The 19,541-nt window shown below is 67.0% G+C and carries 12 protein-coding genes and 2 pseudogenes; 7 read left to right on the top strand and 7 right to left on the bottom strand.

Annotated elements, in window-relative coordinates; all coding sequences use genetic code 11:
* Window positions 1-49: 49 nt before the first annotated feature.
* From E0T84_RS15375 to E0T84_RS15395, 4 genes and pseudogenes are all read left to right on the top strand, one after another.
* On the top strand, window positions 50-1,129 hold the full coding sequence (locus tag E0T84_RS15375) for a ferredoxin reductase (RefSeq protein WP_138744826.1): 1,080 nt from the start codon (window positions 50-52) through the stop codon (window positions 1,127-1,129).
* Between the two features lie 27 nt (window positions 1,130-1,156).
* Window positions 1,157-2,293 carry an acyl-CoA desaturase gene (locus E0T84_RS15380; RefSeq protein WP_070187298.1) on the top strand — a complete coding sequence of 379 codons (1,137 nt, stop codon included), beginning with the start codon at window positions 1,157-1,159 and terminating at the stop codon, window positions 2,291-2,293.
* A 330-nt stretch (window positions 2,294-2,623) separates the two neighbouring features.
* Window positions 2,624-3,244: a TetR/AcrR family transcriptional regulator gene (locus E0T84_RS15390; protein WP_138744827.1), complete on the top strand. Its 621-nt coding sequence runs from the start codon at window positions 2,624-2,626 to the stop codon at window positions 3,242-3,244.
* 93 nt (window positions 3,245-3,337) lie between these two features.
* Window positions 3,338-4,659, top strand: a pseudogene (locus E0T84_RS15395) (flavin monoamine oxidase family protein).
* A 6-nt stretch (window positions 4,660-4,665) separates the two neighbouring features.
* Here E0T84_RS15395 and E0T84_RS15405 read toward each other — a convergent pair.
* From E0T84_RS15405 to E0T84_RS15425, 5 genes and pseudogenes are all read right to left on the bottom strand, one after another.
* Window positions 4,666-6,252 carry an HNH endonuclease signature motif containing protein gene (locus tag E0T84_RS15405; protein ID WP_138744830.1) on the bottom strand — a complete coding sequence of 529 codons (1,587 nt, stop codon included), beginning with the start codon at window positions 6,250-6,252 and terminating at the stop codon, window positions 4,666-4,668.
* 107 nt (window positions 6,253-6,359) lie between these two features.
* Window positions 6,360-7,530 (bottom strand): annotated as a pseudogene (locus E0T84_RS15410) (integrase core domain-containing protein); the annotation flags it as partial.
* A 192-nt stretch (window positions 7,531-7,722) separates the two neighbouring features.
* The gene (nei2, locus tag E0T84_RS15415) at window positions 7,723-8,475 is read right to left on the bottom strand and encodes an endonuclease VIII Nei2 (protein ID WP_138744831.1); all 753 of its coding nucleotides are present in this window, start codon (window positions 8,473-8,475) and stop codon (window positions 7,723-7,725) included.
* 12 nt (window positions 8,476-8,487) lie between these two features.
* Window positions 8,488-13,005, bottom strand: coding sequence for an ATP-dependent helicase (locus E0T84_RS15420; RefSeq protein WP_138744832.1), 4,518 nt, complete (start codon window positions 13,003-13,005; stop codon window positions 8,488-8,490).
* A gap of 36 nt (window positions 13,006-13,041) precedes the next feature.
* On the bottom strand, window positions 13,042-13,695 hold the full coding sequence (locus tag E0T84_RS15425) for a TetR/AcrR family transcriptional regulator (protein WP_138744833.1): 654 nt from the start codon (window positions 13,693-13,695) through the stop codon (window positions 13,042-13,044).
* A gap of 22 nt (window positions 13,696-13,717) precedes the next feature.
* Between E0T84_RS15425 and E0T84_RS15430 the strand changes: the two genes are divergently transcribed.
* The gene (locus tag E0T84_RS15430) at window positions 13,718-15,106 is read left to right on the top strand and encodes a cytochrome P450 (RefSeq protein WP_138744834.1); all 1,389 of its coding nucleotides are present in this window, start codon (window positions 13,718-13,720) and stop codon (window positions 15,104-15,106) included.
* A 78-nt stretch (window positions 15,107-15,184) separates the two neighbouring features.
* Window positions 15,185-16,633: a lipase maturation factor family protein gene (locus tag E0T84_RS15435; RefSeq protein WP_138744835.1), complete on the top strand. Its 1,449-nt coding sequence runs from the start codon at window positions 15,185-15,187 to the stop codon at window positions 16,631-16,633.
* Here the strand turns inward: E0T84_RS15435 and E0T84_RS15440 are convergent.
* Window positions 16,613-17,416: an SDR family oxidoreductase gene (locus E0T84_RS15440; protein WP_138744836.1), complete on the bottom strand. Its 804-nt coding sequence runs from the start codon at window positions 17,414-17,416 to the stop codon at window positions 16,613-16,615. The genes E0T84_RS15435 and E0T84_RS15440 overlap by 21 nt on opposite strands.
* Before the next feature lie 51 nt (window positions 17,417-17,467).
* Window positions 17,468-19,018: an aldehyde dehydrogenase family protein gene (locus tag E0T84_RS15445; protein ID WP_138744837.1), complete on the bottom strand. Its 1,551-nt coding sequence runs from the start codon at window positions 19,016-19,018 to the stop codon at window positions 17,468-17,470.
* Between the two features lie 41 nt (window positions 19,019-19,059).
* Between E0T84_RS15445 and E0T84_RS15450 the strand changes: the two genes are divergently transcribed.
* On the top strand, window positions 19,060-19,524 hold the full coding sequence (locus E0T84_RS15450; RefSeq protein WP_075910106.1) for an Lrp/AsnC family transcriptional regulator: 465 nt from the start codon (window positions 19,060-19,062) through the stop codon (window positions 19,522-19,524).
* The last annotated feature ends 17 nt before the right edge of the window (window positions 19,525-19,541 follow it).

Below are 19,541 nucleotides of genomic sequence, written 5' to 3' on the forward strand. Positions count from 1 at the left end.
TGCACTTTTATCGTTGACAGAGTCGCCTGTGCACGCGCACTGTGTACACATGTTCACTCAAACATTGACGAAGCGAGTGCTCGCGGCACCGCGGATGAGTGCGCTCGCGAACCTTCTGACCGGCCCGCACGGGGTTGACCGTTACACCGAGCTGGTCGAGCCGACCTGGACCCGTGGCGACGCCCGGGCCAAGGTGGTGGCGGTGCGGCGGCAGACGTCGCGCAGCGTCACGCTGACCCTGGAACCCAACGAGGCCTTCGTCGGGTTTCGGGCGGGTCAGCACATCAACCTCTCCGTCGAGATCAACGGCAGGCGTCGTACCCGCTGCTACTCGCCGGCCAGCGCCGAGGGGGCGCGCCACCTGGAATTGACCGTCGGCCGCCATGAGGGCGGGCTGGTCTCGAACTACCTGTGCGACCACGCGTACCCGGGCATGGTGCTCGGTCTCGACTCGGTGGGCGGGGATTTCGTCCTGCCCGCGGAGCTGCCGCAGCGCATCCTGTTCGTCTCCGGCGGCAGCGGCATCACCCCGGTGCTGTCCATGCTGCGCACCCTGCGTGCACAGGCGTTCACCGGCGAGGTCGCATTCATCCATTACGCACGCGGCGTCGAGGAAGCCTGCTACCGCACCGAGTTGGCGGCCATGCGCTCGGCCGGGGTGCGGATCCTGCACGGTTACACGCGCGACGGCGCCGCCGGCGAATTGGACGGGTACTTCGGCCCGGCCCACCTGGCTGAGGCCTTCCCGGGTGCTGAGCCCGATGCGGTGTTCGTCTGCGGTCCGCCGGCGCTGTTGGACGCAGTCCGGCAGTACCGCCCTGACGCGGTTTTCGAGAGCTTCGTCCCGCCGGCCTTCACGGCGCCCGCCGAGGCCACCGGCGGCACTGTCCGATTCGCCGACAGCGACATCGAGGTGGCCGACGACGGCCAACCGTTGCTCGTGCAGGCCGAGGCGGCCGGACTGAAGCCGGAAAGCGGCTGCCGCATGGGCATCTGCCACACCTGCACCCGATTCAAGACCAGCGGCGCGGTCCGCAACCTGATCACCGGCGCGATCTCCACCGCCGACTGCGAAGACATCGAAATTTGCGTCACCGCACCCGTCGGCGACGTCGTCATAGATCTTTGAGACCTGTTGACCCTGAAAGGCGCAGACATGACTCACTACACCCTGACCCCCGAGCAGTTCGAAACCTTCGGCGCCGAGCTCGACGCCATCCGTGAGCGCGCAGTCGCCGACCTCGGCGAACGCGATGCCACCTACATCCGCGACATCATCAAGATGCAACGCAAGCTCGAAGTCGGCGGGCGGGCGCTGCTGTTCCTTCCGCCGGCCTGGCCGATCGGCACCGTGATGCTGGGGCTGTCAAAGATCCTCGACAACATGGAGATCGGCCACAACGTCATGCACGGCCAGTACGACTGGATGGGCGACCCGGCGTTGCGCGGCCAGAACTTCGAATGGGATTCGGCCTGCCCGTCCAATCAGTGGCGGCATTCGCACAACTACATGCACCACACCTACACCAACATCGTCGACATGGATCGAGACATCGGCTACGGCATCCTGCGAATGAGCGAGGACCAGAAATGGAGCCCGTACTACCTGGGTAATCCGTTGTACGCCTTCCTGTTGATGGTGTTCTTCCAATACGGCGTCGCACTGCACGAGCTGGAGACCGAGCGCATCCGCTCCGGCGAGATCAAGCTGCGGGACAAGAAAGACATGCTGCGCGAGATGTGGGCCAAGGTCCGCAAGCAGACCGTCAAGGACTATGTGGCCTTCCCGCTGCTGGCGGGACCATTCGCACCATTCGTGTTCGCGGGCAACATGACTGCCAATCTGATGCGCAACGTGTGGTCCTACACCATCATCTTCTGCGGGCACTTCCCCGAGGGCACCCATGAGTTCACCATCGAGGAAACCCAGAACGAGACCCGCGGCCAATGGTACTTCCGTCAGCTGCTGGGGTCGGCAAACCTGTCCGGCGGCAAGTGGTTCCACATCTTCAGTGGCAACCTGTCGTTCCAGATCGAACACCACCTGTTCCCGGACATCCCGGCACATCGCTACGCCGAGATCTCCGGTGAGGTCAAGGAGATCTGCCAGCGCTACGGCCTGCCGTACAACACTGGTCCGATCCACAAGCAGTTCGCTTCGGTGGTTCGCAAGATTGTGCGGCTGGCTTTCCCGTGGGGTGGTACGCCCAAGGATCCCGAGACGACTGTCAAAGAGCCTGCCCCGGAACCGGCTTCGCAGCCGATCGTCGAGCCCGAACTCGTCAACTGCTGACCGTGCTTGTAGCCCACCGGATGCCTGCGCGCTGCAGCCGCCGGTGCAATGCGGGGTGAGGTAGGTCGAGTTCTCCACGGTGTGCCGGTAGGCCGGCCTTGGTTTCCGGGGCGCGCAGTATGCGTAACCCGCGATCTTGTCATTGAGTACCGCTGTGAGGAAGGGCAATTCGCGTTCGCGAGACGTTGCCAGTCGGCGCTCCAACTCTTCGCGATGCGGTGGGATCAGCTCGAACGTGGCCACGTCGAGGTCATCCGGTGACGTCGGGCGGACGACGGCGTTGGTCATGGTGGCACCCTAAGCTGACGCTCAGTCGAGGAAGGGATTCCGATGGCCTATGTCAAGGCGGCTGAGCGCCATGAGCAGATCGTGGCGGCGGCGATCCGGGTGCTCAGTGGTGTCGGCGTGCCGGGAACGACGCTGCGCGCCGTCGCGGCCGAGGCGGGTATCCCGCTGGGCACGTTGCACTACGTGTTCCCGTCCAAGGACCAGATGCTGCGCGCCGTCATCGCTGCGGTCATCGACGATGTCGTCGCCACTGTGCACGACAGCCTGCAACTCGACCAGGGTCTGGCGCACGCACTGAGTCACGGCGTCACGACGTTCTGGGACGCCCTGGTCGAAGGCGACGTCGGTGTGCAGGTCATGCAGTACGAACTGGCGATGTATTCCGTGCGCAGCGAGGGATCGGGCGGACTGGCCCGGCTGCAGTACGACCGCTACACCGCACTGGTCACGGAGTTCTGCGAAAAGGCGGCGAATGCCGCCGGTGAGCGCTGCGCCGTGGATTTCGCCACCCTGGGGCGGCTCGGGCTCGCAATGCTCGACGGCTTGATCATCCAGTACGTGGCCAGCCGCGACGGCCGGCGTGCGCGCGGCGATCTCGACCGCGGGATCCAGATGCTGGTGACGCTGGCAGATCCTCAGCCGGTGGCGGGTACGCGCGGCTAGACATCCCAGGATCGGCCTGGACGTGGGCTGTTGTCCCTGGCGGTTCCGTGCTATAAAAGTCGGACGGTTGACCGACTTAGAAGCGGAGGTCCGATGACGGCACCGGGCAGTGCAACGGACGCCACGGTGGTTGTGGTCGGCGCCGGAATATCCGGACTGATCGCAGCCCGCGAGCTTCATCGCCGTGGCGTCGACGTGGTGGTGCTGGAGGCGGCCGACCGGCTGGGCGGCCGGACGATGAGCGAGACCACCGCACTGGGATCGACGGTTGACCTCGGCGGTCAGTGGATCGGCCACGATCACCACCGGCTCATGGCGTTGGCCGACGCGCTCGGCCTGACCCGGTATCAGATGCACACGGGTCCGATGCCGGGACTGATCGACTGCTCACGCCGGTTGTCGGTGATCTCACCCGCGGTACTCACTGCCGTAGCAGTCTTGGTGGGCGTCGAGGTGTTGTCGCGCACGGGAGTCCCACGGCGATGGAGTGACAGGACCGTGCAGTCGTGGCTGCGCCGGGTACCGGGCCGCACCGCTCGCCGGCTGCTGGAAGTGATTGCCGAGGTGTCCTGGACGGCAGATCTGGACCGGCATTCGGCGTACGCGATGGCGCGAATGATCCGCCTGCAGGGCGGGGTGCGCACCATGCTGTCGACCAAAGGGGGCGCGCAAGACTCGCTGCTCGTCGAAGGTATGAAAGGGCTCGCCGACGGTTTGGCTGCCGACTTGGACTCCCGGATCAGTTTGGGGCACAAGGTCGTATCGATTGCTCGCGATAGCTCTGGCGTGACGGTGCAGACGGCGGCGGGGGCATCCGGGCAGCCAAGGTCATCGTCACGGTTCCGGCGCCCGTGGCCGGCTCCATCGCCCACCAACCACCGCTCCCGCTGGATCGGGCTCGGCTCGCGGACGACACCTATATGGGTTCGGTCTACAAGGCCATCGCGGTTTACGACCAGCCGTTCTGGAGGCAGGGTAAAGGCGGCGAGCTGATCGTCCTCGACGGTCCGGGTAGCGGTGTCTTCGACACCAGTCCGCCGGACGGTCCGGGCCACCTGTGCGTGCTCATCGGTGGACCTGCGGCCCGTGAACTCGATGGCCTCACCGCCGACGAACGGCGACGGGTTGTGCTGGAGCCCTTGGTCAGCCAGATCGGGCCCGATGTTCTCCGGCCGATCAGCTGGCACGAGAAGTCATGGCATACCGATGAATACGCCGGCGGCGGCTATATGGCGTTGCCCGTCGCGGGCGTCCCGGGCGGGCTTCTTCCGTTGCCCTCCACACCCGTCGGTGACATCCACTGGGCCGGAACCGAAACTGCCGGCGATCATCCGGGTTACATCGAAGGCGCGATCGAATCCGGCCTCCGCGTGGCGCAGGAGGTGGCCGAGGCGCTGACTGTGAGTGCCCGCTAGGGCTTCTCAGAAGGGTGGAGGTGGTCCGTATTCTTCGGCGAGCCAGGCTTGGTAGTCGCGTTCGGTGGCGAGGTCGTTGTTGAATTCGGCGCGCAGTTGTCGTTCTTCGTTGATGCGGTCTTGGCGGTCTTGCTCGCGGGTTTGTGACCGTTTGGGCATCTTGGTGGCCCGGTTGGGGCTGGGTGCTTCGGGTTCGGGGACGTTGAGGTCGCCGGTGGGTTGGCCCAGGGTGGGGAACATCCCGGCGCCGTGGGGTTCGGTGGTGTAGGTGTGGCCGGTCGGTGTAGTGACTTCGACTGTCCCGTCGGGTAATTGGCGATCCGACCAGCCTGGGCAGAACGTTTTCACCAAATGATGTGTACGACAATAAAGTTTGGTGTTCGACGGATGCGTCGGGCCCGCGGGCCACGGTGCGGTGTGGTCGATGTCGCAGCGGTCGACGGGAGCGTCGCAGCCGGGGAACCTGCACGTCAGGTCACGCCAGCGGATGAACTCCGAGAGCGCTACCGACGGGCGATACCCCGGCTCAGCCGGGTCGCCCGGCCCAGACGTCTCAGACGTCTCACCGGGTCCCGTCGATTCGCTCCGCTCCGAGGTGTCCACCGGCTCGGCGGGTTCGGTCGCACCGCCCGGCTCGTCGCTCACCTCATCCGTGTCGGCCGCCTCGCCGGATTCGGTCGGTTCCTTCGGTTCGGCGGGCACTGGCACGTGCAGTGGTTTGATCTTGGCTGTGGCGGCGAGGTCGCGCACACGCTGGGCGGGCAGGATCCCGTACCCGGGCAGATACCCCGGATCGTCCGAGGTGCCCTCCAGGGTGGATTGGTTGGCCAGCACGTGATACACCGCCGCATCGGCTGCGGCCCGATTCTGGGCGGCCGGGCAGTCGTCGCGGCCGCACCGGCACGCCAGTTGGGCTTGCAGCCGGGCCAGTGGCCCCACTGCATCGGCGCGACGCCGCTCCCGGCTGCGGGGATCATGTTCGCACACGGTGTCGGCTAACGCGTTCAGGCGTTGATCCAGGGCTGCGGCGTCGGCGGCGTCGACATTGGCCCAGATGGTGGCGGTTCCCGGGCTGCCCGGCTCGACCTGCACGAACCGGTCCTCGGCCAGGTTCGGGGGCACCCGTTCCCCGTTGGGGTCGAGTTTGGCGACCCAGTGATCGATCCGATCCCGCAACTGCCGCTCAGAGAATCGCATCCACCGAGACGCGCGGGCGGCCAGTTCAGCGTCCAGTTCGGCCCACACCGAGCGATCGGCGGTGGTGGTGCGGGCGATGAGCATCCGCACCACCCGGTAGTCGATGTCGCCGACGGCGAAGCGGGCCGCGACCTGGGGCAGCTTGTCGCGTAGTACCCGGGCGTGGTGGACCTGGGTGCCGGCCCGGCCGCGGGCGATCCGCATCGCCGCCGACACCTCGGCGCACACCTCCTCGAACGGGTCGGTGCGCCACAAGATGCTGTCGATCAACTCCTGCTCGCGCAGCGAGTCCAGGGCCCCGATCGCGGCCAACCGGGCCGCGATCGCCACTGACTCGGCCCGCGCGGCGGCGCTGATCTGGTCGATCAGCTCCACATCCGACGCATCTTCGAACATACATTCGATTGTAGCGCATTCCACTGACTCGGACTGTGATGTCTCAGGACATTGGTGACAGTTCTGCATCAGGACATCGGTGACGGTTCATCGTTGTTGGGGCGGCCGCCGCGGGGTCGTCCGTTGCCGACGTATCTCACTCCGGGTGCGGGTCGAGTGTGTTCGATGAGGACCTCTCCGTCGAGGTCTGTCACGGTGATCTTGTCGCCGTCAGTGGCGACCAGGACCTGCGCTAGGCCGGGCTGGCCGTCGACCTTGTAGGTGACCCCAGCGATGGTGAATGTTCCGGCGGTGCTGAGCCTTCGGATGTGGGTGTCGGCGGGGAGGTCCTTGGGGTTCGGTGCGGGCCGGTTGCGCTTGACGGAGGATTGGACGACCAAGAGTGCGTCGGGCTTGGGGCGTGGAGGCTGGCGCTTTCGCGGTGCCTTCCCATGCCGTGCGGGGTGTGATGCGCCCAGGCAGCCCCTGGTGGGGGGCGCTCGGTGTTGTAGATGTCGTCGAAGGCGTCGACCTGGGCCTGCAGCTCGGCCAGGGTATTCGCCAGCGGCTGTTTGTCCAGGTAGCGGAACAAGGTCTGATGGAAGCGTTCGTTTTTGCCCTGGGTGGTCGGCTTGTGCGGCTTGCCGGTGATCGCCTGCACACCCAGGCGTGAGATGTGTTCGACCAACCGGCCCAGGGATCCACGCCGCGAGGGATTGAGCGCGACCCCGTTGTCTGACAGCAGCCGTTGGGGCACCCCGTGGACGGCGACCGCCTTGTTGAACACGGTGATCGCCGCCTCGGCGGTCTCGCCCCATGCCACGTGGGAGGCGGCCGTGTAACGGGAGTGATCATCGATGAGCTGGAGGATCACGCATTTGCGTCCAGTTGCCAGCACGCATTCGGGGCTGGATACACGAACCGCCGCCACGCCGAGCGGGGCTTTTTGTTCGGCTCGGCCCTGGCAACACCTGCCTGGCGGAAGATCCTGGCCAGCGACGCCACCGAGGGCACGCAGTCCAGCCCCATCGCGCGCATCTTCTCGTGCACGCTGATCGGACCGTGGTCCAAGCCGGAGGCCTCCAGAGCAACGCGTACCGCCACGGCCTGTTCCTTGACCGCGTCGGTCAGCTTCGATGGACTCGACTTCGGCCGCCGGGGCCGGGGTTCGAGCACCGCGGCCGGCCCGTCGACCTTCGCGCGTTTGCGCAACTCGTAGAACGACTTTCGAGAGATGCCGTGCTCGGCGCAGAACGTCGAGACCGCCCCGCGGGGCGCATTGTCGGGCCACTGCGAGATCGCAAGGCGGACGAGAGGATCGATGGGTTCATGAGCAGCCACCACCGGAACTTTGGGGCAGAAGTGTCACCACCAAAACCACTTGAACTGTCACCGATGTCCTGATGCAGAACTGTCACCGATGTCTTGAGACATAACACACTGACTCGGGCTATGACTGCGATCTCCACAGGCGCTGTCACACAACGGGAGTCAGGTTTGGCAGGTCGGGCACCAGTGCGTCACCCGCTCGCCGCCCGCATCGGTCTCTATCAGCGTCCCGCAGCGACGGCAGGGCTCACCGGCGCGGCCGTACACCCAAAGTTGTCGTCCAGATCGCGTGTCTCCGGTGGTGGTGCGGTTCCACCGGGACCGGTTGAGCCACAGCATGTCCCGCGCGCGCTGCACGACGCGTAACGGATCGGTCAGCGAGTCCACGGGTGAAACCGGCAGCCGGCCGAAGACGAAACACAGTTCATTGCAGTAGACATTGCCGACGCCGGCCATCACCCGCTGATCGAGCAGGGCCGGCGCCAGCGGACGGTCTGGATCGGCAGTGAGGTTGGCCGCCGCTGTCCGGGGTTCCCAGTCCGGACCGAGCAGATCCGGGCCCAGGTGTGCCACTGCGGCCATGTCGGTGTCTCGGTCGAGCACCTCCAACAAGCCGAGGTCGATCCCGGTGGCCCGGCTGTCGGCGGTCTCCAGCAAGGCACGGATGCGGTGCAGCGCGACTTTGGACCACCCGATGCGCCAACTGCCCTCCATCTTCAGATGGGAATGGATGCTGGCCGGGCCCACCCGGACGAACAGATGCTTGCCTCGGCTGAGCACCTCGTCGACCACCTGCCCCGTCAGATCGACGGTGGCGTAGCGGGGCACTCGGATATCGCAGCGGGTCAACGTCTTGCCGGCCAACGCGTTGCGCAGCGCGGTGGCGGTGTGGAAGACGGTGTCACCTTCGGGCATGGCATCACGAACTTACCGAAGCCGTAGCCCCCGCGGGGTGCGGGAAAACCCGGCCCCGGTCAGCGCGTCCTGCACGGCGGCGCGGTCCGCGTCGACGCCGGGATCCAGCACGGCCGCCCCGTTGATTCGTTCGACCAACAGCGACGGCATGCGGCCCGAACTGACGAGTTCGGCCAAGGCCGCCGCGGCAGCTCGCTGAGCCTCGACATCGGAGGTGAAGCTGAGCAGGGTCCGGCCGCCGCGTTCGAGGAACCACACCAACTGTCCGTCGACCAGTGTGACCAGGGCTCCGGCTTTGCGGCCAGGACGGTGGGTGTCCTCGCCGCCGCGGTCCGGCCAGGCCAGTGCGGCTCCGTAGGGATTGGCCGGGTCCGTCGCCGCGAGTACGACGGCGTGGTACTCGGGTCGCTGAGGATCGACCCCGTCGAGGTAGGACCGCAACCGGTCGACAGTGGAAGCCACGGCGAACTGTGCTCCGCCGAGAGACTCGACGAAGTACCCGCGCTGGCAGCGACCGGCATCCTCGAACGCACTCAACACCTTGTACAGGGTGGCGAACCCGCCCGGCACGCCCTCGGCTGCCGCCGCCCCCTTGGTCAGCACCCCGTGCCGGTTCAACAGCAGCTCGGCCTGGAAATGCGCGCGCACGGTCGAATCCGGTTCGGCACCAGGCAATGCCGACCACCGGCCGGACACCATCGGATCGGCTGCGCGGCTGTGCGGGCGTGCGACGCTGTAGCGGCTGAGCCTGGGTGGCCGTTGGCGCTGCCGGTGCGCCGGCGCGCCGGACCGCCGCGGGCCGGTCAGCATCGCCCGCACCGGGGCGAACGTGTCCCCGGTGACCCAGCCGGCCCAGATCAATTCCCACAGTGCTGTTTTCAGCTCGGACTCTGCAGCATCCTGGTCGGTGAGTTGCCGGAAGAAGTACGCCCCGCCATGTCCCAGCGTCTCCATGATGACCCGGTGCGTATCGGTGAACTCGATCTCGGCGGGGACGGGCAGTGTCAGCGGTGCGGTCTCGGCCAGATGGAATGCCACCCAACCGTCGCTGCTGCCGATCTGTCCGGCGCCCGACCACATCACCTCACCGGAGGCCAGCAGCTCGTCGAGCATGGACGGCTGGTAGTTGCGGACCCGTTGACCGAAGACGAGTGACTCCACCGCCGACGCGGGAATGGGAACGCCGGCGAGCTGCTCGATCACTGCGCCCAGCCCGTCAATGCCCGTGCTGTGGGTGGAACCGACGTGCTGCCAGGACGGCAGGAACCGGCCGTAGGCCGCGGTGCTGACCGGTTCGACCTGAGCGCGTAGCGCGGCCAGGGAACGACGCCGCAAAATCCTCAGTACCTCGGCGTCGCACCATTGATCGCCGGGCAGTTCGTCGACGAACTCACCACGCACCAGCCGGCCGTCGACAGCCATGCGGCCCAACACATCTGCGGTCACCCGAAGACCGAGCCCGAACCGGGTGGCGACCTCGGTGGTGGTGAACGGCCCATGGGTGCGGGCATAGCGGCCGATCAGATCCCCGAGTGGATCGGCGACGGATTCGGTGAACGCCGCGGGCACCCCGACCGGTACCGGCGCGCCGACGCCGTCGCGGAGCAGGCCGATGTCCTCCACCGCGGACCACCAGGTCTGCCCGGCGTAGGTGACCGGTAGTGCGCGCTTGGCGGCGTGCAGCCCGTCCAGCCAGCCGCCGATCGCGTCGGTGGTGGCGCGCTCGGCGATCTCGGCCTCGGTCAGCGGGCCCAGCATCCGCAGTAGATCGGCCACCGCCTCGGCGTCGCGCGCTGCGCGCTCCTCGGTGAGGTGTTGCAGCTGAGCGGAGGTCGAGGCGACCACGGCGGGGTCCAGTAGCTCGCGCAGCTCGACCCGGCCCAGCAATTCGGACAGCAGCACGGTGTCCAGCGCGAGCGCTGCGGCCCGTCGCTCGGCCAGCGGGCTGTCACCCTCGTACATGAAGGCACCCACATAGCCGAACAGCAGTGAGGCCGCGAACGGTGACGGCGCGGCGGTCTCCACCTCGACCACCCGCAGCCGGCGTTGCGCCACCCGCCGCATCAACTCGGTGAGCGCGGGCACGTCGTAGACGTCCTGCAGGCATTCCCGGACCGTTTCCAGCACGATCGGGAAGTCCGGATACTTGCGGGCGATGTCGAGCAGCTGTGCGGCGCGTTGCCGTTGATGCCACAGCGGGGACCGCTTGCCCGGGTGCCTGCGTGGCAGTAGCAGGGCACGGGCGGCGCATTCACGGAACCGGGACGCGAACAACGCCGATCCGCCCACTTCCGCGGTGACGATGGGCTCTACCTCGTCGGCATCGAACACGAACAGGTCTGCACCCGGCGGGGTTTCGCCGCTGTCGGGAAGCCGAACGATGATGCCGTCGTCGGAGGCGGTGGGCTTTTCGTCGATGCCGTAGCGTTCCCGCAGCCGTCGCCCCACGGCAAGGGCCAGCGGCCCGTGGACCCGCAGGCCATATGGAGAGTGCAGGATCACCCGCCAGTCGCCGAGCTCGTCGCGGAAGCGCTCGACCACGAACGTGCTGTCGCTGGGGACCACTCCGGTGGCCTCACGCTGATCGTGCAGCAACTGGTACAGATTGTCGGTGGCGAATCCGGCGAAACCCATTGTCTGGCAGCGCTCGTCGAATTCGGCACGGCCGAGTGCCGCGAGCTCGCCGGTGAACGCTCCGACCGCCGCACCGAGTTCGGCGGGCCGGCCCACGCTGTCTCCACGCCAGAACGGCAGCCGGGCGGGCTGGCCCGGGGCCGGGATGACGAGTACCCGGTCGTGGGTGATCTCGGTGATCCGCCAGCTGGTGGCGCCCAGCGATATGACGTCGCCCGGCCGGGACTCGTAGACCATCTCCTCGTCGAGTTCACCTACCCGCGAGGGTTTTTCGGAATCGGTGGCCAGATAGACGGTGAACAGCCCGCGGTCAGGGATGGCCCCGCCGGACGTGACGGCCAGGCGCTGGGCGCCCGGGCGGGCGGTGAGGGTGCCGTGGTCGCGGTCGTAGACGAGCCGCGGCCGGAGCTCGGCGAATTCGGTGGACGGATACTTCCCCGACAACAGGTCGAGCGTGGCTTCGAAGGCGCTGCGCGGCAACGTGGCGAACGGGGCGCTGCGCCGGACCGCATCGAACCACGCGTCGGCATCCACGGGCTCCAGGGCGGCCACGGCGACCGTGTGCTGGGCCAGCACGTCGAGCGGGTTGGCCGGCACGTGCATGGACTCGATGTCGCCGGTGCGCATGCGTTGCACCGTCACCGCGCAGCCGATCAGGTCGGTGCGATGTTTGGGAAACAGCACGCCCTGGGAGATCTCGCCGACTTGATGCCCGGCACGCCCGATCCGTTGCAACCCGCTGGCCACCGACGGGGGTGACTCGACCTGGATCACCAGGTCGACCGCGCCCATGTCGATACCCAACTCCAGGCTGGAGGTGGCGACGACGGCGCGCAGTCGCCCGCGTTTCAGGTCGTCTTCGACCTGTGCGCGCTGCTCCTTGCTGACCGAGCCGTGGTGCGCGCGGGCCAGCAGTGTGGGCGCACCGTTGGCTTGGCCGCTGGCCATGAGTTGGGCCGGGGCACCGCCACCCACCTGGGGGTTGTGGTCGAGCGAGAGCTCGATTCCGGCCCGTTCGGCGTGGATCTCGTTCAGCCGCGAGGTCAGCCGCTCGGCCAGCCGCCGGGAATTGGCGAACACGATCGAGGATTGGTGCGCCTCGATCAGGTCGACGATGCGTTCCTCGACGTCGGGCCAGATGCTGTTGTTGTCGAGGTTGGCCATGTCGGGAACCGGAACCTGGACCGACAGGTCGAAGGTCTTGGCGGCGGGCGGGGACACGATGGTGGTGGGTGCCTGACCGGACAGGAACCGGGCCACCTCTTCGGGAGGACGCACCGTCGCCGACAAGCCGATCCGCTGAGCGGGCTCGTCGAGAAGCTGATCCAGCCGTTCGAGTGAGAGGGCCAGGTGCGCACCGCGTTTGGTGGCGGCTACGGCGTGAACCTCGTCGACGATCACGGTCCGGACGGAGGCCAGAGTCTCGCGCGCCGCCGAGGTCAGCATCAGGAACAGCGACTCCGGGGTGGTGATCAGGATGTCGGGCGGCTTGCTCAGCATCGCGCGGCGCTGGCTCGGGGTGGTGTCCCCGGAGCGGACGCCGACGCTGATCGAAGGGGCGGGCACCCCGTGTCGCTCGGCGACGCGGGTGATCCCGGTCAGGGGGGTGCGCAGGTTGCGTTCGACGTCGACGGCCAACGCTTTGAGCGGGGACACGTACAGCACCGTTGTGCCCGAGCGCGGTTCGGCAGACCGGGTCAGCGCGTCGATGGCCCACAGGAACGCCGCCAGCGTCTTGCCGGAGCCGGTGGGGGCGATGACCAGGGTGTTGTGCCCCTCGGCGATCGCGGCCCAGGCCTGTGCCTGGGCGGCCGTCGGCGCGGGGAAGGCAGCGTTGAACCACTCCCGGGTCAGTGCGCTGAACCGGGCCAGCGAATCGACCGGCGTGGTGGCCACCCAGTCATACTGCCGCGTACCACCGACAAGCGGACGTCAGCGCTGGTCAGGAGCGGCCGCGCAGACCAGGTCGGCCGGCAGTCCGGGTACCCGGCCGATGGCGTCGAGCAGGGCGTGCGCACAGGTGTCTGCGACGAAGCCCGCATCGATCGACGGATCCTTGAGTCGCTGCCGGCACATTTCGAAGGTCAGGGCCAGCCAGCCGTACACGGTGGCTCGCAGATCGCGTTGCACCTTGGGATCCAACGGGTCGGAGACCGCCTCGGCGATCCGGGCCATGATCCGGTCGGCCTGGCGGTCGTTGTCGATGTCGTCGACGCCGCGCAGCACGGGATCGGTGCGGCCCAGGCCCATGTAGGCCGCCCACGCGCCATGTGGATGCTCCTCGTCGTAGCGCAGGTAGGCCAGCACTCCGGCGCGCAGTTGGCCGAACAGGCTCTGGCCAGGCTCGGGCAGGGTGCTGGTGGCGGCGAACAAGCGCTCGCCCTCGGCCTGCACCACAGCGGCGAAGAAGGCCCGCTTGTCGGGGAAGTAGTGGTACATCAGGGCCCGAGACACCCCGGCGCGTTCTGCGATCTCGTCGATACGCACTTCGTCGTACGGTCGTTGGCCGAACACCTCGGCTCCCAGCGCCAGCAGCTCGTTACGTCTGTCGGCGGGGGACAGCCGGCGTCTCGACTCGGCACCCACGCCTGCAGCCTAACCTGGTGGCATGACCGTCATGGGCGCGCGGACCTCAGCTGGGCGGCAATATCCGAAACTGCCCCATCCGCCGCGTCGCGTGCCGTTGCTCGGGGATGTACTCAGTCTGCAGGCCGGCTCCTCGATGCAGAACGCGATGGGCATGGCCGAGCTCGGGCAGGTCTGCGAGTTCCGCTTCCTGGGCGCCCGCTACGTGGTCGCCGCCGGTGCCGACGCCGTCGCCGATCTCAACGACGAAACCCGGTTCTGCAAGCATGTCGGGCCCGACATCGAGGCGCTGCGGGTCGTCGGCGGCGACGGGTTGTTCACCGCGTACAACGACGAACCGAACTGGCACAAGGCTCATCAACTGCTGTTGCCCGCCTTCAGCCAGGCGGCGATGCGCCGCTATCACGGGGTGATGTTCGACGTCGCAGACGAGCTGACCGACCGTTGGGACCAGCGGGCCGATCTCGGCGACACCGTGGATGTCTCGGCCGACACGACCAGGGTGACGCTGGAGACCATCGGGCGGTGCGCGGCCGGGTACTCGTTCCGCTGCTTTCAGGACGATGCGATGCACCCGTTCGTCGCGCACATGGTGTCCGCCCTGCTGGGGGCCGATCGCCTTGGAGTGCTGCGCGAAACCTCCCTTCCCGCGCTCTTCTACCGGCGTTACGACCGCCAGGTCCGCAGCGACGCGAAGTATCTGCACGAGTTGGCCGACGACATCGTTGCCAACCGGCGAGCACGGCCCTCGGACACGCACGAGGATCTGCTGCAGATCATGCTGGAGTCCGACCTCGACGCCGCCAACATCCGCTATCAGCTGATCAACTTCCTGATTGCCGGCCACGAAACCACCTCAGGTGCACTGTCGTTCGCGTTGTACTTCCTGTCGCAACATCCAGACGTGTTCGCCAGGGCTCGCGCAGAGGTCGATGAGGTGTGGGGCGAAGACGCACGGCCGGACTTCGAAAAGGTCGCCAAACTTCGCTATGTGCGACGGGTTCTCGACGAGTCCTTGCGACTACAGCCGACCGTGCCGGCCTACTATCGCGCGGCCCGCCACGACACCGTGCTCGCCGGAATCCACCCGATGCGCAAGGGGGATTGGGCGCTGGCGCTGATCTCGACCCTGCACCGCGACCCGCGTTGGGGCCCCGACCCGGATGCTTTCGATCCCGACCGGTTTGCCCCCGAGCAGATGCGAGCCAGGCCAGGTGGTCTGTACAAGCCGTTCGGTACCGGTGAAAGATCATGCATCGGGCGGCAATTCGCGCTGCACGAGGCGGTGCTGATGCTCGGCGTGCTGATCCGGCGCTACGACATGGCCGCCGATCCGGAATACTCGCTGCGGGTACAGGAGCGCCTGACCATGATGCCGTCGGGATTCCGGCTCGAGCTGCGTCGAAGGTAGTCGTTCGTATACGCATGAAACGCCCCGAATCGGGGTACCGTTTGCGTGGACAGAACCCCAGTGTCGGCAGGTCCGCGTATGGAATGGTTCATCGCAGACGAATATTGGTTGGCCAGGCAGGTGTTGCAGCGGGGGACCGCCGCGATCTACCTGATCGCGTTCATCGTGGCGGCCCGGCAGTTCCGCGCGCTCCTCGGTGAGCGAGGCCTGCTGCCGATACCCCGTTTCCTGGCCGTCAACTCATTCCGGCAGGCCCCGAGCCTGTTCCAGTTCCACTACTCGGACCGCTTTTTCGCCGCGGTGTGTATCGCCGGGGCCGTGATCTCGGCAGCGCTGGTGGTGGGATTCGGCGACCTGGTGCCGTTATGGGCGGCGATGTTGACCTGGTTACTGGTCTGGGTGCTCTACCTGTCGATCGTCAACGTCGGCCAGACCTGGTATTCGTTCGGCTGGGAATCCCTGTTGCTCGAAGCCGGGTTTCTGGTGACGTTCCTGGGCAACGACGACGTCGGCCCGCCGCTGCTGGTGCTGTGGCTGGCCCGCTGGCTGGTTTTCCGCGTCGAGTTCGGCGCCGGCTTGATCAAGCTGCGAGGTGACCCGTGCTGGCGCAACCTGACCTGCCTGTACTACCACCACGAGACACAACCCATGCCTGGGCCGCTGAGTTGGTTCTTCCACCACCTGCCCAAGCCGCTGCACCGAATCGAGGTGGCCGGCAACCACTTCGCCCAAATCGTCGTACCCTTCGCGTTGTTCGCCCCGCAGCCGGTGGCCGGTGCGGCGGCGATCGTCGTCATCGTCACCCAACTGTGGCTGGTCGCTTCGGGGAACTTCGCCTGGCTCAATTGGATAACCATCGTTCTGGCGTTCAGTGCGATCTCGGATTCCACCGCAGCGGTGTTGCTGCCGCTGCCAGAACACCAATTCGGCCAGACGCCACCCTGGTTCACCGTCGTGGTCATCGGCTTTGCGGTGGCAGTGGCCTGCCTGAGTTACCGGCCGGCACGCAACCTCATCTCCAGACGGCAGCGGATGAACGCCTCTTACAACCGCTATCACCTGGTCAATTCCTACGGGGCATTCGGCACCGTCGGTCGCACCCGCGACGAGGTGGTGTTGGAGGGCACCTCGGACCCGCAGCTCAGCGATCACACCGTCTGGAAGGAATACGAGTTCAAGGGCAAGCCAGGCGATGTCCACAGGTGGCCACGGCAGTTCGCGCCCTACCACCTACGGCTCGACTGGTTGATGTGGTTCGCCGCGATATCGCCGGCATATGCCCACGGCTGGCTACGTATGCTGCTGACCCGGCTCCTGGAGAACGACCGAGCTACGCTGAAGCTGTTGCGGCACAACCCGTTCCCCGACACGCCGCCGAGGTATGTTCGCGCCACGCTATACCGCTATGAGTTCAGCACCTGGACCGAACTTCGTCGAGAGCACATTTGGTGGCACCGCATCTCGCTGGGCGTGTATGTACCGCCGCAAACCCTGCCTTCCAGACGCTCATCTGCCGGCGCGCAATGATCGCTGGTAACGGCGCATCCCCGCGATCCACCGGCCGTAATCGGAGCCCTTGTGGCGGTACATGTCGAGCACCTGCGGGTGGGGGAGGACAAGGAATTGGTCCGTCTTGACCGCGTCGACGGTGGCCGACGCGACATCCTGGGCGCTGATCACCTCACCGGACTGCACGATCGACGCCGCACCCGCCGCGGCATCCGGATTCGCCGAAGTGCGCACCGCATCGAGCAGTGGCGTGTCCACGCCCAGTGGGCATACGCAGCTGACCCCGATGCCGTCGTCGCCGTACGTGATGGCCAGCCATTCAGCGAATCCGACCGCCGCGTGTTTGGTGACGGCATATCCGGCGGCGCCGATCTGGGACAGCAGGCCCGCCGCCGACGCAACCGATACGAAATAGCCTCTACCGCGCGATGACCATTGCGGGACAAGCACTTGTGCTGCCCGGATGTGCGACCGCAGATTGACATCCAAGATCGCGTCCCAGTCCTCGTCGGCGCCGAGGCCGGGCGCGCCGATGATCCCGGCGTTGGCGACATAGATGTCGACCGGGCCGAACTCGGTGGCGGTCAGCGCCTCGACATCGGCCGTAACACCGGCGTCCGCCCGGATTCCCAGCGCCTGCCCGCCGTGGGAACGGATCTGTGCGGCGGTCTGTTCGGCCGCATCGGCGTCGAGGTCGGCGGCCACGACGCGGGCCCCGTCCGCGGCGAACGATTCGGCCAGGGCCCGGCCGATACCCGATCCTGCGCCGGTGACTACCGCGACCGTGTTTTCAATCTGCATGCCTCCTGCTTACCCGACGTGATCTCGGTGCCCGTTCGACGGCACCACATGTCACCCGAAATGCACGCCCTGGGCCAGTGGCAGCTCCGACGAGTAGTTGACGGTGTTGGTCGCTCGACGCATGTAGGCCTTCCACGCGTCCGACCCGGATTCACGGCCGCCACCGGTGTGCTTCTCACCGCCGAACGCGCCGCCGATCTCGGCACCGGAGGTCCCGATGTTGACGTTGGCGATGCCGCAGTCGGATCCGTCGGCAGCCAGGAACCGTTCGGCCTCGCGCACGTCGGTGGTGAAGATCGCCGACGAAAGGCCCTGCGGCACCTCGTTGTTCAGGGCGATTGCGTCGTCGATATCGTCGTAGGTGAGTACGTAGAGGATGGGGGCGAACGTCTCGGTGTGCACGATCTCGGTCTGTGCAGGCATCCTGACCACCGCTGGGGCGACGTAGAACGCCCCTTCATCTCCCAGATCGTGACGCTCGCCGCCGAAGACCTCGCCGCCATCGGCCTCGGCCCGCTCCAGCGCTCCGACCATGTCGCGGTAGGCGCGGGTGTGAATGAGCGGGCCGACCAGGGTCCCGTCCAGGCTCGGGTCACCGATGGGCAGGCTCTGATACGCCGAGACGATTCGCGACACCAGCTCATCGGCGATGGAGGAGTGCACGATCAACCGGCGCAGCGTGGTGCAACGTTGTCCGGCAGTGCCCGCGGCGGAGAACACGATGGCACGTACCGCGAGGTCCAGATCGGCCGAGGGGGTGACGATCGCAGCGTTGTTGCCGCCGAGTTCGAGCAGCACCTTGCCGAACCGTGCCGCCACCCGCGGACCGACCTGTTGGCCCATCCGTACCGAGCCGGTCGCGCTGACCAGCGCCACCCGGGGATCGTCGACCAATTGCTCTCCCAGTTCGCGGCCGCCGAGGATCAGCCGAGACACGGCGGCAGGGGCGCCCACGTCGGTTGCGGCTCGTTCGACCAGTGCCTGGCAGGCGATCGCGGTCAGCGGGGTCAGCTCGGAGGGCTTCCACACCACGGTGTCGCCGCACACCAGCGCGACCGCGGTGTTCCACGCCCACACCGCCACCGGGAAATTGAACGCGGTGACGACCCCGACGACGCCCAACGGGTGCCAGGTCTCCATCAGCCGGTGCCCGGGCCGTTCGGAAGCGATTGTGCGGCCGTACAACTGGCGCGAGAGGCCGACGGCGAACTGGCAGATGTCGATCATCTCCTGCACTTCGCCCAGTGCTTCGGAAGTGATCTTGCCCGCCTCCACCGTCACCAGGGTCGCCAGATCCGTCTTGTGCTCGACAAGCAGTTCGCCCAGGCGGGCCACCAGTGCGCCGCGCACCGGGGCAGGGGTGGTACGCCAGGTCGAGAATGCCTGTGCGGCATCGGCAATCGCGGCGTCAACGTGTTCGGGACTGTGCTCGGACAGGGTGAACAGCACGTCGCCGCTGATCGGGGTGCTGGCGTGCAGGCCGGGTCCGGGAGCGGTCGGCTCGGCCAGTGCCGGCGTCGCGCCGACGGCGGCCAACGCCTGCCGCACTCGCCGACGCAGGTCCTGCGCGGTGGGCAGATCCGTCCGTTCAGTGGTGGTCATCGTGTGCCTTTCTGGTTGGCTGCGGCGTTACAGTGCGGGCCATGGGTGAAGCCGACGAATACGTGCTGGACGACACCGACCGGACCCTCGTCCGCGCGCTCGCGGCTGACGGCAGGTCCACGTTGGCGCAGCTGGCCTCGGCGGCCGGGTTGTCGGTATCGGCGGTGCAGGCGCGGGTGCGGCGGCTGGAGTCGCGGGGTGTCGTGACCGGATACGCCGCACGGCTCAATCCCGAGGCGCTGGGCAACATGCTGTCGGCGTTCGTCGCAATCACTCCTCTCGATCCTTCTCAACCCGATGATGCGCCTGCCCGGTTGCAGCACATCCCCGAAATCGAATCGTGCCACTCGGTGGCGGGCGAGGAGAGCTACATCCTGCTGGTCCGGGTGGCCTCGGCCCGGGCATTGGAGGACCTGCTTCAGCGGATCAGGACCGCAGCCAACGTCCGGACTCGCAGCACCATCATCTTGCAGACATTTTACAGCGGGCGGGACCATATTCCGTAACAGTTACTGTTATGACG

Origin of the sequence: Mycobacterium sp. DBP42 (genome assembly GCF_005924235.1) — a bacterium.
Taxonomy (GTDB): Bacteria; Actinomycetota; Actinomycetes; order Mycobacteriales; family Mycobacteriaceae; genus Mycobacterium; species Mycobacterium syngnathidarum.

Excerpts from the sequence above, each read along its gene's own strand:
- E0T84_RS15440 (WP_138744836.1), bottom strand. The coding sequence starts at position 17,416 with ATGCAGATTGAAAACACGGTCGCGGTAGTCACCGGCGCAGGATCGGGT.
- E0T84_RS15380 (WP_070187298.1), top strand. The coding sequence starts at position 1,157 with ATGACTCACTACACCCTGACCCCCGAGCAGTTCGAAACCTTCGGCGCC.
- E0T84_RS15435 (WP_138744835.1), top strand. The coding sequence starts at position 15,185 with ATGGAATGGTTCATCGCAGACGAATATTGGTTGGCCAGGCAGGTGTTG.
- E0T84_RS15450 (WP_075910106.1), top strand. The coding sequence starts at position 19,060 with ATGGGTGAAGCCGACGAATACGTGCTGGACGACACCGACCGGACCCTC.
- E0T84_RS15375 (WP_138744826.1), top strand. The coding sequence starts at position 50 with ATGTTCACTCAAACATTGACGAAGCGAGTGCTCGCGGCACCGCGGATG.
- E0T84_RS15445 (WP_138744837.1), bottom strand. The coding sequence starts at position 19,018 with ATGACCACCACTGAACGGACGGATCTGCCCACCGCGCAGGACCTGCGT.
- E0T84_RS15405 (WP_138744830.1), bottom strand. The coding sequence starts at position 6,252 with ATGTTCGAAGATGCGTCGGATGTGGAGCTGATCGACCAGATCAGCGCC.
- nei2 (WP_138744831.1), bottom strand. The coding sequence starts at position 8,475 with ATGCCCGAAGGTGACACCGTCTTCCACACCGCCACCGCGCTGCGCAAC.
- E0T84_RS15430 (WP_138744834.1), top strand. The coding sequence starts at position 13,718 with ATGACCGTCATGGGCGCGCGGACCTCAGCTGGGCGGCAATATCCGAAA.
- E0T84_RS15390 (WP_138744827.1), top strand. The coding sequence starts at position 2,624 with ATGGCCTATGTCAAGGCGGCTGAGCGCCATGAGCAGATCGTGGCGGCG.